At 73.2% G+C, this 13,088-nt stretch carries 15 protein-coding genes; 3 read left to right on the top strand and 12 right to left on the bottom strand.

Annotated elements, in window-relative coordinates:
- Positions 1-25: 25 nt before the first annotated feature.
- On the bottom strand, positions 26-1,015 hold the full coding sequence (locus AC57BS_RS22770) for a TerC family protein (protein WP_496413727.1): 990 nt from the start codon (positions 1,013-1,015) through the stop codon (positions 26-28).
- 182 nt (positions 1,016-1,197) lie between these two features.
- On the opposite strand from AC57BS_RS22770, the gene AC57BS_RS22775 reads away from it, so the two are divergent.
- Positions 1,198-2,616 (top strand): dihydrolipoyl dehydrogenase family protein, encoded by a 1,419-nt coding sequence (locus AC57BS_RS22775; protein WP_496413728.1) that lies wholly within the window; start codon positions 1,198-1,200, stop codon positions 2,614-2,616.
- 68 nt (positions 2,617-2,684) lie between these two features.
- Here the strand turns inward: AC57BS_RS22775 and AC57BS_RS22780 are convergent, their stop codons facing one another.
- Positions 2,685-3,890 carry an ATP-binding protein gene (locus tag AC57BS_RS22780; protein WP_496413729.1) on the bottom strand — a complete coding sequence of 402 codons (1,206 nt, stop codon included), beginning with the start codon at positions 3,888-3,890 and terminating at the stop codon, positions 2,685-2,687.
- 57 nt (positions 3,891-3,947) lie between these two features.
- Entirely contained in the window at positions 3,948-4,223 is a 276-nt protein-coding gene (locus AC57BS_RS22785) for a hypothetical protein (protein ID WP_496413730.1), read from the bottom strand.
- A gap of 62 nt (positions 4,224-4,285) precedes the next feature.
- Here AC57BS_RS22785 and AC57BS_RS22790 point away from each other — a divergent pair, with 62 nt between their 5' ends.
- On the top strand, positions 4,286-5,167 hold the full coding sequence (locus tag AC57BS_RS22790; RefSeq protein WP_496413731.1) for an Fpg/Nei family DNA glycosylase: 882 nt from the start codon (positions 4,286-4,288) through the stop codon (positions 5,165-5,167).
- A 111-nt stretch (positions 5,168-5,278) separates the two neighbouring features.
- Here the strand turns inward: AC57BS_RS22790 and AC57BS_RS22795 are convergent, their stop codons facing one another.
- The 3 genes from AC57BS_RS22795 to aat all read right to left on the bottom strand — a co-directional run bounded on the left by AC57BS_RS22795 (position 5,279) and on the right by aat (position 7,000).
- Positions 5,279-5,668 carry a hypothetical protein gene (locus AC57BS_RS22795; RefSeq protein ID WP_496413732.1) on the bottom strand — a complete coding sequence of 130 codons (390 nt, stop codon included), beginning with the start codon at positions 5,666-5,668 and terminating at the stop codon, positions 5,279-5,281.
- Between the two features lie 80 nt (positions 5,669-5,748).
- Positions 5,749-6,249 carry a hypothetical protein gene (locus AC57BS_RS22800; protein WP_496413733.1) on the bottom strand — a complete coding sequence of 167 codons (501 nt, stop codon included), beginning with the start codon at positions 6,247-6,249 and terminating at the stop codon, positions 5,749-5,751.
- Positions 6,250-6,313: 64 nt separating this feature from the next.
- Positions 6,314-7,000, bottom strand: coding sequence for a leucyl/phenylalanyl-tRNA--protein transferase (aat, locus tag AC57BS_RS22805; protein ID WP_496413734.1), 687 nt, complete (start codon positions 6,998-7,000; stop codon positions 6,314-6,316).
- Between the two features lie 80 nt (positions 7,001-7,080).
- Between aat and AC57BS_RS22810 the strand changes: the two genes are divergently transcribed.
- Positions 7,081-7,758, top strand: coding sequence for an EcsC family protein (locus AC57BS_RS22810; protein ID WP_496413735.1), 678 nt, complete (start codon positions 7,081-7,083; stop codon positions 7,756-7,758).
- Between the two features lie 20 nt (positions 7,759-7,778).
- On the opposite strand, the gene AC57BS_RS22815 is transcribed toward AC57BS_RS22810, so the two are convergent.
- The 6 genes from AC57BS_RS22815 to AC57BS_RS22840 form a co-directional block, all read right to left on the bottom strand.
- The gene (locus AC57BS_RS22815) at positions 7,779-8,537 is read right to left on the bottom strand and encodes a hypothetical protein (RefSeq protein WP_496413736.1); all 759 of its coding nucleotides are present in this window, start codon (positions 8,535-8,537) and stop codon (positions 7,779-7,781) included.
- Positions 8,534-9,136, bottom strand: a complete 603-nt coding sequence (locus AC57BS_RS22820; protein WP_496413737.1) for a hypothetical protein — start codon at positions 9,134-9,136, stop codon at positions 8,534-8,536. The genes AC57BS_RS22815 and AC57BS_RS22820 overlap by 4 nt, the downstream gene beginning before the upstream one ends.
- A gap of 42 nt (positions 9,137-9,178) precedes the next feature.
- The gene (locus AC57BS_RS22825; RefSeq protein WP_496413738.1) at positions 9,179-9,532 is read right to left on the bottom strand and encodes a hypothetical protein; all 354 of its coding nucleotides are present in this window, start codon (positions 9,530-9,532) and stop codon (positions 9,179-9,181) included.
- A gap of 124 nt (positions 9,533-9,656) precedes the next feature.
- Entirely contained in the window at positions 9,657-10,850 is a 1,194-nt protein-coding gene (locus AC57BS_RS22830) for a hypothetical protein (protein ID WP_496413739.1), read from the bottom strand.
- Positions 10,847-11,956, bottom strand: a complete 1,110-nt coding sequence (locus tag AC57BS_RS22835; RefSeq protein WP_496413740.1) for a hypothetical protein — start codon at positions 11,954-11,956, stop codon at positions 10,847-10,849. Before AC57BS_RS22835 ends, AC57BS_RS22830 begins: the two co-directional genes overlap by 4 nt.
- 17 nt (positions 11,957-11,973) lie before the next feature.
- On the bottom strand, positions 11,974-13,059 hold the full coding sequence (locus AC57BS_RS22840; RefSeq protein ID WP_496413741.1) for a hypothetical protein: 1,086 nt from the start codon (positions 13,057-13,059) through the stop codon (positions 11,974-11,976).
- Positions 13,060-13,088 lie beyond the last annotated feature (29 nt).

Consider the following 13,088-nt stretch of genomic DNA (forward strand, 5'->3'; position numbering starts at 1 on the left):
CGGCGCACGCCGCCCGACGAGGCCCTCAGGGGACGGCGACCTTGTCGTCGTCGGGATCGGCCGCCTTCGCGCGCCGGTTGGCGTACAGGCTCGTGGCGACCGTCGTGGCGAGGATGCCGAGGATCACGAACAGCGAGGTGAGCGTCGGCACGTCGGGGACGGACGGCCACACCATGTGCGCCCAGTGCAGGACCAGCTTGAAGCCGATGAAGCCGAGGATCGCGGCCAAGCCGTAGCTCAGGTGCGCCAGGGCGCCGAGCGCGCCCTCGAGCACGAAGTAGAGGGCCCTGAGGCCGAGGAGCGCGAAGGCGTTGGTCACGAAGACCAGGTAGGGGTCGCCCGTGATGCCGTAGACGGCGGGAACCGAGTCGACGGCGAAGACGACGTCGGTCGCGAGCACGGCCACGGTGACGAGCGCGAACGGCGTCAGGGCGCGGGTGCCCTTCTGCACGACGGTGAACTTCGTGCCCTCGTACTCGTCGCTGACCGGCATGAAGCGCCGCATCACCTTGACGACCCGCAGCTCGGCCACGTCGACCTCGTGGTCGTGACCGCTGATCGCGTCGCGCAGGAGCTTGACGCCGGTGAGCAGCAGGATCGCGCCGAAGACCAGGAAGACCCAGTCGAAGCGGGACAGGGCGGCGGCGCCGAGCGCGATGAAGATGCCGCGCAGCACCAGCGCGCCGACGATGCCGTAGAGCAGCACCCGCTGCTTGAGCACCTCGGGCACGGCGAACGCTGCGAGCAGCAGCATGAACACGAACAGGTTGTCCACGCTCAGCGTCTTCTCGACGAGGTAGCCGGTGTAGTACTCGAGCCCGCGGTCGCCGCCGTGGACGTTCCAGACGTAGAGGCCGAAGGTCAGCGGCAGTGCGATGTAGAAGGCCGACCAGGCGATGGCCTCCTTCATCGAGACCTCGTGCGGCTTGCGGGTGGCGATGAAGTCGACGACGAGCAGGGCGATCACCACGCCGATGGTGATGAACCACAGGGTGGGGGACGCGATGGACGACATGGGTCTCCTCAGGATGGATGTCCTGAGGTCTCCCCCGCCGCCTGCGACAGACGGCCGCTCGCCGGGGCGCCTGCTGAGGCGCCGTAGTGACCGACGAGCGTTGGTGGGGTACTCCCCTCGCGGCGAGTGTAGTTGAACCGGCAAGCGACGACCACCTGTGGCTGGCCCGTAGTCTCGCGAGCATGGACGCACTGGAGTACGACGTCGTCGTGATCGGCGGCGGACCGGCCGGGGAGAACGCTGCGCAGTACGCCGTCGAGGGCACGGCGATGACCGCCGCCATCGTCGAGCACGAGCTGCTCGGCGGCGAGTGCAGCTACTGGGCGTGCATGCCGAGCAAGGCGCTGCTGCGTCCGGTCGCGGTCGCCGAGATGACGGCCGACCTGCCCGGCGTCTCGACCGCCCACGTCGCCCCGAAGGCGCTGCTCGAGCGTCGCGACGCCTGGGTGTCGCACTACGACGACTCCGGTCAGCAGACGTGGGCCGAGGGCGCCGCGCTGGCCGTGCTGCGGGGCGACGGCCGGCTCGCCGGCGAGCGCACCGTACGGGTCACCTCGGCCGACGGCGACCGGCTGGTCCGGGCGCGTCAGGCGGTGGTCATCGCGACCGGCAGCGCGGCGCGAGTGCCGGAGACCTACGCCGCCGCTCTCCCGTGGAGCTCCCGGGACGCGACCGGCGTGGTGGAGGTGCCCGAGCGCCTGGTGATCGTGGGCGGCGGCGTGGTCGCGTGCGAAGCGGCGACCTGGATGGCCGCTCTCGGCTCGGCGGTGACCCTGGTCGTGCGCGGCCCGCGGCTGCTCGCGCGTACAGAGCCGTTCGCCGGCGAGGCGGTGCTGACGAGCCTGCGTGAGCGCGGGATCACGGTCCTGCTCGGCACGTCGGTCGAGTCCGTACGCCGGCAGGATCCGGCCGCGACCGGCACCGGACGCATCCACGGCGGCACCGTCACGCTGACCACGTCGGCCGGCGACCTCGAGGCCGACGAGGTGCTCCTCGCGATCGGCCGCGAGCCGCGGCTCGACGACCTTGGCCTCTCCTCGGTGGACCTGACCGCCGACGACGTGACCTCCGGTCGCCTGCCGGAGTGGCTGCACGCGATCGGCGACGCCAGCGGCGGGCCGCCGCTGACCCACTGGGGCAAGCACCAGGCGCGGCTCGTGGGCGCGCGCATCGCCGCCGCGGCCGCGGGGGAGGTCGCGTGGGAGCCCGACCGCGAGGCACCGGTGCCGCAGGTCGTCTTCACCGACCCCGAGGTCGCGAGCGTCGGGCTGACCGAGGCCGCGGCCCGCGAGGCCGGTCACGACGTCGTCGTCTCGCGGGTGCCCACCTCGTCGGCCGCCGGCACCGGCCTGCTCCGCGACCACGTGGTCGGCGACGCGCAGCTCGTCGTGGACGCCCGGTCGCGCCTGCTGCTCGGTGCGACCTTCGTCGGGGTCCAGGCCGGCGAGCTGGTCCACGCGGCGACCGTCGCGATCACCGGCGGCGTCCCGGTGCACGTCCTGCGCCACGCCGTGGCGTCCTACCCGACCGCGAGCGAGCTGTGGCTGCGGCTGCTGGAGGAGCTGCCGCGGGAGCTGCGTACGCCGCCGCCCCCCGCGTGAGCGGTGCCTGAGCCACATTTCCAGGCTCGGCGATGTGGGTGGGGCACCGCTCGGGGAGCAGCGGAGGTTCAGCCGCGCTCGCGCAGGTAGCGCCCGAAGTGCGGGACGGTGAAGGCGATCCGCCCGCGCTCCCCGGAGTAGACGAGCCCCTTCTTGAGCAGCGAGTCACGAGCCGGCGAGAGGGACTGCGGCTTCTTGCCGAGCGCGGCGGCCACGTCGGAGCTGAGCACCGCGTCGCCCTCGGCCTCGCCGTCGGCGGCCTGGGCGACGGCGACGTCCGCCATCGCCATGAGGTAGTCGCGCTCCCCCGGCGTCGCCCGCTCGTAGCGGGACCCGAAGAAGCCCACCGCGAGCTCCGACTCGGCCTCCGGCGCGGCCACCGCGACGTCGGCGGCGGTGATCGGTGAGCGCGGGGCGAGGTCCCACACGGCCTTGCCGTAGGCCTGGATGAAGTAGGGGTAGCCCCCGGTCGCGTCGTACATCGCGGCGAGGGCGCCGGGCTCGTACGCCGCCTCCTCCTCGGCGGCCGGCGCCTCGAGGGCGCGATCCGCGGCCTCGCGGGCCAGCCGGTCGATCCGCTGGTAGCGGAACAGCCGCTCGCTGTAGGACTTGCTGGCGCTCAGCACGGCGGGGAGGTGGGGCAGGCCCGCGCCGACCACGATCACCGGCAGGCCCGACTGGCTGAGCTCGTGGCAGGCCGCGCACAGCGCCGAGACGTCGTCGGCGCCGAGGTCCTGCATCTCGTCGATGAAGATGCCGACGCCCTTGCCGACGTCGGCGGCGAGACCGCCGAGGTCGGTGAAGAGCTCGACGAGGTCGATCTCGATGTCACCGGAGTCGGCGCGCCCGCGCACGGCCGGGGCGTCGATGCCGGGGCTCCACTGGTCCTTGAGCCTCGCGCCCGAGCCGGCGTCGCGGTGGGCGAAGGACTTGATCACCCCCAGGACGTGGTCGAGCGAGTCCTCGTCGCGGTGCCCGAGCTCGCGCACGGCCTGGTGCAGCGCGCTGCTCAGCGGACGGCGCAGCCCCTGGCCCGGCCGGGCCTCGAGCTTGCCGGTGCCCCAGCCCTTGCGTACGGCGGTGCCCCGCAGCGCGTTGAGCAGGACCGTCTTGCCGACACCGCGCAGACCGGTCAGCACCAGGCTGCGCTCCGGGCGACCCTTGGCGACCCGCTCGAGGACGACCTCGAAGGCAGCGAGCTGCTCGTCACGGCCGGCGAGCTCGGGCGGGCGCTGGCCCGCGCCGGGGGCGTACGGATTCCGGATCGGGTCCACGATCAGACCGTATCGGTGAATCTAGGCCGCTCCCTAGATTGCCGGATAGTCGGCGAGTCAGCCGGCCTCGCTGGGCCGCTCGACCCGCTCGACCCGCTCGACCCGCTCGCGCGCCGCGTCGTACGCCTCGTCGAGCCCGCGGCGCAGGAGCGCGATCAGGTCCGGGACCTCGTCGGCGGAGAGCCGGAACGTGCCGGCGCACACGTTGTCGCGCCACAGCGACAGCACGACGAGCTGCGGCTCCTGGTGCCAGGTGACCCGCAGCGAGCGGTCCTCACCGCGGGGGTCGAGGAAGACCGCCCCGGTGCGCGGGAGCGTGCGCGGCTGGACCATGACCCATGGTGACCCCCGTCGGGGCCTGCTGCCAAGGGGCGCTCGTGCCTAGACTCGGCATCGTGCCCGAGCTGCCCGAGGTCGAAGCCCTCGTCCAGGACCTGCGCGGCCGCCTCGTGGGCCGCGCGATCAGCCGCGTCGACCTGACCGCGTTCAGTGCGCTCAAGACCTTCGACCCGCCGCTCCAGGCGTTGCACGGCACGCTCGTCGACGACGTGACCCGCCACGGCAAGTTCCTCGACATCGACGCCAGCGGCGTGCACGTGGTCATCCACCTCGCGCGCGCCGGGTGGATCCGGTGGCGCGACGAGGTGCCCGAGCTGCCGGCCCGGCCCAACCCCAAGAACCCGCTCGCCGCCCGGATCGTGATCGACGACCCCGACCTCGACGTGCAGCCAGGCCTCGACATCACCGAGGCCGGCACCAAGAAGGGCCTGGCGATCTACGTCGTGCGTGACCCGCAGCAGGTCGAGGGCATCGCACGGCTCGGCCCCGACCCGCTCTCCGACGACTTCACGATCGACGTGCTGCGCCACATCCTCGAGGCCGAGGGGCGCAAGCAGATCAAGGGGGTCATGCGGATGCAGTCGATCATCGCGGGCATCGGCAACGCCTACTCCGACGAGATCCTCCACGCCGCGCGGATGTCGCCGTTCAAGCCGGCCAACAGCCTCGACGACGCCGAGCTCCAGACGCTGTACGACGCCGTGCGCGGCACCCTCGGCGACGCGGTCGAGCGCTCGAGCGGGCTCGCCGCCAGCGAGCTCAAGGGCGAGAAGAAGAGCAACCTCGCCGTCCACGGCCGCACCGGCCAGGCGTGTCCGGTGTGCGGCGACGTGGTGCGCGAGGTGTCCTTCGCCGACTCGGAATTGCAGTACTGCGCGACGTGCCAGACCGGTGGGAAGCCGCTCGCGGACCGGCGGATGTCCAGGCTGCTGAAGTAGCCGCGCGGCGGGGCCGGACCCGGACGCACGAGAGGTGTCGGTCGGACTCACCCCCGTGAAGCCCGCCCGACACCTCTCGACGTCAAGACTACCCTGACGCGGAAGATCGTCTCACGCAGTCGCGCCCTTGTCGCCCGATTTGCGGGCGAACCTCTCCCACGCGGCCTGGCGCGACACCCCGAGGGCGCGGCCGATCTCCGCCCACGACACCTGGCGGGTGCGCAGCAGGTCGACCCACTCGTGGGCGAAGGCCGTGTTCTGCTCGGCGGAGGCCATGATCATCGGCAGGGTGGCGAGCACCTCGGCGTCGGTCATCGACTCCCACGGGAACGTGCTGCGGGCGGCCGCCATGAGCTCCTCGTCGTGGAGCGTCTCGTGGAAGTCGTCGATGCAGCGGGCGCACACCTGGGCGCCCAGGCCGCCGACCAGCGGGAGGTCCGTGCCGGGACCTCCGGGCTCGCCGCAGAACGAGCAGATCCTGCCCACGCGTGTGACCGCCATGCCGCACCCTCCCTCTGCCTCGCCCGTGCGTCGATCGTACGGCCCGGGCCGCAGCCGTGGCCGCGGACCGGGAAATCGGCTCACTCGGTGGTCTCGGGCAGCTCCAGCTCCGGCATCTCGATGTCGTCCATCGGGTCGCCGCAGGTGTCGGTCACGTAGTCGCCGAAGGCCTCGGCCTGCCGCTGGACCTCCTCGGACGCCTCGGCACCGCCGTCGCCGAGCTCCTCGAGGTTCTCGGCGGAGAAGTCCGAGGCGTCGATCTCCTCGATCTGGTCGAGGACGGCCTCGAACCCCGCGCGGGCGTCGTCGGAGATGTCCTCCGGCGTGCCGACCTCCTCCATCCGGGTGCCCCAGTCCTTCACCGCCTGGGCCATGTCCTCGTCGCTGGGGACCTCCGGGGTGGTCATGTCCTCCGGCATCAGGTCGGTCAGCAGGCTGTTGGCCGCCTCGCAGAACCCGTCCTCGCTCGCGTCGCCCGGGGCGCCGCTGCCACCCCCGCCGCAGGCCGCGGTGACGGCGCCGACCAGCAGCACGGCGCTGGTCACGGTCAGGCGGGCACGGATGGTCGTCCGGTTGGTCATCGAGATCCCCTCTGGTCGGACGCGTCGTCGCGCCACGCTCGCGCCTACCCTCCCGTGGTCGTCCTCAATCGTCCAGCCGGAAGGCGGCGGCCAGCGGGAGGTCCAGGCAGAGGCGGAGGGACTCGAGGTACTCGGCGCGCGGACGGCGTACGACTCCGAGCGAGGCCAGGTGCGGTGTCTGCCACTGCACGTCGAGCACGCGGCGGTCGGCGTGCTCGTCGCGCAGCCGGTCGACGAGCGCGACGAGGGCGACCTTGGAGGCGTCCCGCTCGCGGTGGAACATCGACTCCCCGGCGAAGAGTCCTCCGACCGCGACGCCGTAGAGGCCACCGGCCAGCCTGCCGTCGCGCCACGCCTCGACCGAGTGCGCCCAGCCGAGCCGGTGCAGCCGGCCGTAGGCCTGGCGGAACTGGGGAGTGATCCAGCCGTCCGGGCGGTCCGGGCTGCCGCACGCGGCCATGACCTCGTCGAACGCGGAGTCCACGCGGATCTCGTAGTCGCGCACCGAGCGACGCAGCGACCGGGAGACGCGGAGGCCGTCGAGCGGCAGGACGCCCCGCTCCACCGGGGAGAACCAGCCGAGGTGCTCCTCGGCGTCGAGCGTCACCGGCATCGGGAACAGGCCCAGGCCGTACGCCGTCACGAGCGTGCCCGGCTCCAGGTCGGCGCCCAGGGCGACGAGGTCGTCGTCCGGGTCCCACGTCGAGTGCGGGGGGAAGGCCCACGGCGTCGGAGCGGGGGCGATGGGCACGATTCGCACGGTAGCGAACAACCTTTCACCCCGGTACGCCGTCGCGCCGTCGGCGACCGACCCGGCCGTAGGATCGGGGCATGGGCTTGAAGCAGACCGTCGGGCGCCAGCTCGCGCCGCGCATCCAGGAGCTCGCACCAGGGCTGACCAGCGGCTTCGTGCGTGAGGCGCTCAACCGTGCGATCGACGGCGTCGGGCCGCTCCCCCCAGCGGCCGTCGCGGCCGACAAGCAGCTGCGTGAGCAGCGTGGCAACGTCGAGCGGGCGATCCACGAGGTCATCGAGAACAACGTGCGCATCGCGGGTGCGCAGGGCTTCGCGACCAACGTGGGCGGCGTGGTCACCATGGCGGTCACCATCCCGGCCAACATCACCGGGCTGGCGATCATCCAGTGCCGGATGGTCGCCGGCATCGCCCACCTCCGCGGGCACGACCTCACCGACCCGCGGGTGCGCAACGCGATCCTCGCGCTGCTGCTCGGCGAGGAGCAGGTCGCGGAGATGGTCAAGAAGCGCAAGCTGCCCAGCACGCCCATGGCGCTCGCCACGGCCCCGGTCCACGACCCCACGATCGACGGCACCATCTCCGCGGTGGTCGCGACCGACATCATCACGCGGGTGGCCGGCAAGCGACTGGCGACCACGGTCGGCCGGAAGGTGCCCGTGATCGGCGGCGTCGTGGGCATGGGTGCCGACGGCTTCGCGACCTGGCGGATCGGCCGCTACGCCGACCGCGAGCTGCTGCCGCGCCGGCGCTGACCGCGGCCGGCCCGTGACGGCTACGGCAGCCTGTCGACGGCCGTCGTGAGGAACGTGCCGACGTCCTCGGTCGTGAAGGAGGGCTGCACGCCCTCACCCACCACGATGTCGACCACCTGCAGGCTCATCAGGACCGGCCCGTCGCGCACCACCGCGTTGTGGAGCAACCAGTACGCCCCGCCGCCGGCCTCCTCCATGGTCGTCAGTTCCGCGTAGCGGTCCTCGCCCACGGCAGGGACAGTCATCGGCTCGACCGTGCCGGCCCCCTCCTCCCCGGCAGGGAAGTCGCCCTCGCAGGCACGCATCCCGTCACGCAGCGCCTCGAAGGTCGCCTCCACCTCGGCGGGCTCGCCGGCCATCAGGAACTCCTGGACGAAGACCAGGTGGCCACGTCGATCACCGGCAGCCATGTCGACGGGATCCGACTCGGTCCGGTCGAGCTGCCGGAAGGCCTGCCATCTCAGAGCCTCCGCGGCCGCACGGGACTCCTCGCTGGCCTCCTCGCAGAACTCCATCCTCGGCAGCATCTCCTGCTGGGCCTCCGACACCACGCCACTGACCGCGGCCTCCTCGTCCGGGGGGACGTTCACGGTCCAGGTGCCCTCGTAGGCGTCCGTCGTCACCAGGGCGGCGGCCAGCTCCTCGGCGGTCGGGACCGCCACCTGCGAGGCGGAGGGCGAGGCACCGTACGGTCCCGGCCCGTCGCCGTCCTCCCCGCAACCAGCCAGCAGCAGGACGGCCGCCGCGACCACGGCGACGATGGAGCGTACGTGCGTCATGGTGACACCTTCTTCGACTCGTCGTTCGCCGCGCCGTCGGCATGCGGCGTTGCGGGGCCGCCGGGCGACGAACCTCGCTCCGGCGGCCCGGCCAGCAGGAACAGGGCCCCGACCACCAGCATCCAGAGCACGACGCCCGCGTTCGCGAACCCCGGGCCCGGGGGGAGGGCGCCGGTCTCGTGCATGACCACGTTGACGACCAGCGCCACGAGCTGGACCAGCGCGACGCCCACCAGGAGCATCCCGGCCCGACCCGTCCGGCGTACGGCGAGGAAGCTCACGGGGACGACCAGCGCCAGGTCCATCACCGTCACCACCGGGCCCCAGTCGTCACTCGGGATGACGTCGAAGAACGCGTCGACGACGGCGAACAGGGTGACTCCCGCAGCGGCGACGAGAAGGGCGCGCCGAGCGGGCTCGGGGCGGCGAAGGGCGTGGGCGCTGAAGACGACCATCGGTACGACCCACAGGGCCGTGACCGCCGCCGCGACCCACAGGGGCCAGTCGGTGAAGGCATAGCCCGCGGCGAAGATGCCACCGGCCAGACCGACGCCGACGCCGAGGACCAGGCCCGTCCACTTCACGACCTTGGCAAACATCACGCTCCCCTTCCGTCGACGGTCACTGACAGGTGGACGTCGCTAGCCGCTCATCCAGCCCAGGCCCTCCGCGACCTGCTGGAGCGTCAGGAGGGTCAGCATGGTGCCGACGACGACGGCGGCGACCACCGACCACGCGTGGTCGTGGTGAGAGATCCGCGCGATCGCGCCGGTCACGGCGGAACCAGCCGCGCTCGCCAGGATCGCGAAGCCGGCAGCGGTCAGGAGCCAGTTGTCGGAGAAGCTCTCGGCCGGCTCCAGCCCCGTCGCGAAGGCGATCGCGAGAGCGACCGTGCCGCCGAGGGCCAGTCCGGCGAGGGACAGCGCCCACGACCCCATCCGGGTCTCGGGTGCCCAGTGCATGCCCCGGTGGGCGTGCGACGGTGTCGTCATCATCGAACTCACCTCCCGAGGGCCCGCTCGGCACTCGGGCAGGTGCCCTCGACTCCACCGTAGGTCTGCGGGCGGGACCGCGTCAGGGTCGAAGGTCACGACGTGACCGGGCGATCCGCGGCCTCCGTCAGCCGGTGCGCCCGCGCAGCCGCCGGTAGGCGTCGAGCGTGCCGCGACCTGCGGGACTGCCCTCGAGCGTGGTGACGACCTTTCGCCTCGCGCGGTACGCCGGGGTGAGGCGGGCCCGGTCCCGCTCCTCGCGCGCCTCCCGCAGCTCCTCGTGCAGACGCTCCTCCACCGCACGCAGCCGTGCGGCCTCGACCAGCAGCGCACCGATCGCGTCGAGCGCGGGTGGCAGCAGCTCGTCGGCGCCCACCGCGTCGGGGTCGGCGTACGGGCCGGGCTCGGGGCCGAGCAGGTCGTCGAGCGAGCCGACGACGTCGTAGCCGCGCGCGGCGAGCACGTCGATCCAGCCCTGCGACAGCTCCCGCGCCCAGGCGTGGTCGGCCGGGGCCAGGCCCAGCCGGGCGGAGGCCACGCCCCGCGAGAGGGTCTGGTGGGCGAGCGTCTCGCGCACCAGGGGCCGGTAGTCCGGCGGGGCGATGATCGAGGTGACGCGCTCGTTGACGGTGCGCAGCAGCGCGGTCTCGGGCACGCCGAGCGATGGGTTCTCGCGCTCGGCGGTCAGGTCGAGCGGCAGGTCGTCGAGGCCGAAGGCCCGCGAGAACCGGCGCCACAGCTCGCCCCGGTCCGACCCGGACGGCGGGAGCGTCACCACGTGCACGTGCTCGGGCGGCAGGGAGGCGCCCCACCGCTCGAGGATGTCGGGGATCTCCTGCACCGCCCAGAACCACGACCCGATCCGGGAGTCCCGCTCGGGGTCGCGGATCGTGCGCAGGAACCGGCCGTAGGTGATGTGGCTGCGGTGCTTGACGTTCTCCTGCCACTCCGCCGGGATCTGGCGCACGAGGTCGCGCACCGACAGCACGAGGTGGACCTCCGCGTCGCCCAGCGAGTCGAGGGCGCGCTCGACTTGGGTGGGCGTGGCGCGCGCGAAGATCTCGTGGCTGATGATCGAGGTGCCGTGCCACTCCCGCACCTGCTCGGCGAGCCGGTCCCAGGCGCCGACGGCCTCGGTCTCGATGCCGCCCCAGGGCAGCGTCATCAGGTCGAGCGCGGCCAGGAAGTGGGCGTCGAAGCGGTCGGCGGGGTAGAGGATGTCGTGCTCGCGCAGCACGGACTGGTTGCGGAAGAGGACGTCCTGGAGGTAGGACGTGCCGGTCTTCGGGCAGCCCACGTGCAGCAGCACCCGCCTGCTCACCGCTCCACCTGCCTCTCCGTGCGCCACGTCGGGTCGACGATCATCGCGATCGCCAGGTCCAGCACCCGCTGGTCGTCGGCACCCGCCGCGACGTCCACGGCGGCCCGGGGCGCGAGATCGGCGAGGTCGCCGACGACAGGGTAGCCAGCGCGCGACAGGTGCCTGCCGAGCCGGGCAGCCGAGGCGGCGACCCAGTCCCGCTCCGCGGCCGGCACCCCGACGGGCGCGACGCCGGTGTCGGGGATCCGTCGCTGGAGCGTGCGCATCAGGGCGGGCCGCTCGGCGACCGGCGCCCGCAGCCCGACGACCGCGGCGATCCGGCGCGCCAGCTCGGCCTGGTCGGCGCCCGGCGTGCGCACGGCCGGCAGGTGGCGTACGCCGACCTGGCCCGGCAGCTGCGCGAGGTCGGTGACGACCCGGACGAACGGGCGGCGGCCGCCCCAGCGGTGTACGGAGTCGACGAGGTCCACGCGCGCGGGGAGCTGGTCGCGCTCGCGCCAGAAGCGCAGCCAGTCGCCCCACGGCCTGCTGCCGTGCTCGAAGCAGCGCTGCGTCCACGTGTGGGCGAGGAGGTCGTCGAGCGGGGCGCCGACGGCCACGACGAACGGGCGCGGTCCGCCCTCGGGACGGCCGCGGCCGAGCAGGTGCTCGCGGGCGGCGACGGTGACGAGCGGGTCACCGACCAGCCGGAACCGGCGGCGCCACGGCCGTGCCCAGCTCGTCGGCACGCGGTCGGGCCCGAGGTCGACGAGGTCGTCGGCGAGCAGGACGCTCGCCACCCGCAGCAGCTCGTGGGGGTCGATCCGGGAGGGGTCGACCGGTCGCGGTCCGTAGGACGGGGCGGGGAGCCCGATCAGCGGCAGGTCGGCCTTGCCGCGGCCGGCGGCCGGCGCCGTCAGCACCCGGTCGACGAGCGCCGTCGGGATCGGTCCGTCGGCGGCCGAGTTGACCCGGCGCAGCAGCTCGAGCTGCTGGGCACCGGGGACCGCCCGCGTCGCTGGGTCTGCGTCGGCGGTCCAGGCCCGCCACGGGGTCGTGCCGCCGGCGCGGAGGTGGGCGACCCAGCCGTGCGCTCGCGCCAGGTCCGGCTCCTTTCCCGGCTCCACCCCCGACCTCCTGGCGGTCAACGGTCGCGCAGTCGGCGGGCGGTGTCGCGCAGCCGGGCGCTGACGGACTCGGCCGACGCGCGGTTGGCCGCCTCCTGGGTCATCACGGTGAGCGCGTCGAGGGCGGCCCCGAGCTCGAGCTTGGCCCGGACGCGGTCGGGGTCCTTCCACGTCTCGTCCTCGGCGGGACGGCGGGGGCGCAGGTCCTCCACCTCGCCGATGACGTCGACACCGGAGCCCTTGATCCAGTCGATCCAGAGGTCGGCCTGCTGCTCGGCGAAGTCGTAGCGGTCGGGCGGCAGCCGGACCGGCACGGCCTTGCGGGAGACGAGCACCTGCTGGGCGAGCAGCTCGCGGATGAGGGCGTCGTACGCCGGGTCGCGCCACACGCCGAGCTCGAGGCGACGGTTGAGCTTGCGCAGCAGGGAGGTCTCCGCGATGCCGAGCGAGCGGTTGTCGCGCTCGGAGTCGAGCGGCGCCCATGCGGGGTCGATGCCGAACGCGCGGCAGAACCGCAGCCACAGCTCGTCGCCGTTGGGGCCGCGGTCGTGCGGGACGGTGACGACGTGGACCCGCTCGGGCGGCACCTTGGCGCCCCACCGGGACAGGACGGTGGGCAGGTCCATCGCGTTGAAGAACCAGGTCTGGCCGCGCTCGACCTTGGTGAGGAAGCGGCGGAAGGGCCACTTGCGGCCCTGCTTGATCGACTCCTGCCACGCGGCCGGCAGCTGGCGGCCGAGGTCGCGCGCGGAGTAGACGATGTGCACCTCGTCGCCGGCGAGGTCGTTCATCGCCTTGGCGACCTTCTCGGGCTTGGCCCCGGCGAGGATCTCGTGGCTGATGATGACGTTGCCGTCGGCGCGGCGGACCTTGCGCATCATCGCGTCCCACGCCCCCGTGGCGTGCCCCGGCGCACCGCCCCAGTCCTGCTCGAGGAGGTCGAGCGCGGCCCGGAAGTGGAACATGTCGGACCGGCCGCCGCGGCGGCTGGGGATGGTCACGCCGTGCCGGGCGAGGGTCGAGCTGTTGAGCAGGAGCCGGTCCTGCAGATAGGTGGTGCCGGTCTTCGGGGCGCCGATGTGCAGGTGGACGACGCGGCTCATGGCGCTGATTGTGCCCGAGTCGGAGTCGC

It is taken from the genome of Nocardioides sp. BGA-UO-ETr-FS32, from assembly GCF_059567905.1.

Excerpts from the sequence above, each read along its gene's own strand:
- AC57BS_RS22770 (WP_496413727.1), bottom strand. The coding sequence starts at position 1,015 with ATGTCGTCCATCGCGTCCCCCACCCTGTGGTTCATCACCATCGGCGTG.
- AC57BS_RS22775 (WP_496413728.1), top strand. The coding sequence starts at position 1,198 with ATGGACGCACTGGAGTACGACGTCGTCGTGATCGGCGGCGGACCGGCC.
- AC57BS_RS22820 (WP_496413737.1), bottom strand. The coding sequence starts at position 9,136 with ATGTTTGCCAAGGTCGTGAAGTGGACGGGCCTGGTCCTCGGCGTCGGC.
- AC57BS_RS22840 (WP_496413741.1), bottom strand. The coding sequence starts at position 13,059 with ATGAGCCGCGTCGTCCACCTGCACATCGGCGCCCCGAAGACCGGCACC.
- AC57BS_RS22825 (WP_496413738.1), bottom strand. The coding sequence starts at position 9,532 with ATGATGACGACACCGTCGCACGCCCACCGGGGCATGCACTGGGCACCC.
- AC57BS_RS22815 (WP_496413736.1), bottom strand. The coding sequence starts at position 8,537 with ATGACGCACGTACGCTCCATCGTCGCCGTGGTCGCGGCGGCCGTCCTG.
- AC57BS_RS22785 (WP_496413730.1), bottom strand. The coding sequence starts at position 4,223 with ATGGTCCAGCCGCGCACGCTCCCGCGCACCGGGGCGGTCTTCCTCGAC.
- AC57BS_RS22810 (WP_496413735.1), top strand. The coding sequence starts at position 7,081 with ATGGGCTTGAAGCAGACCGTCGGGCGCCAGCTCGCGCCGCGCATCCAG.
- AC57BS_RS22800 (WP_496413733.1), bottom strand. The coding sequence starts at position 6,249 with ATGACCAACCGGACGACCATCCGTGCCCGCCTGACCGTGACCAGCGCC.
- AC57BS_RS22795 (WP_496413732.1), bottom strand. The coding sequence starts at position 5,668 with ATGGCGGTCACACGCGTGGGCAGGATCTGCTCGTTCTGCGGCGAGCCC.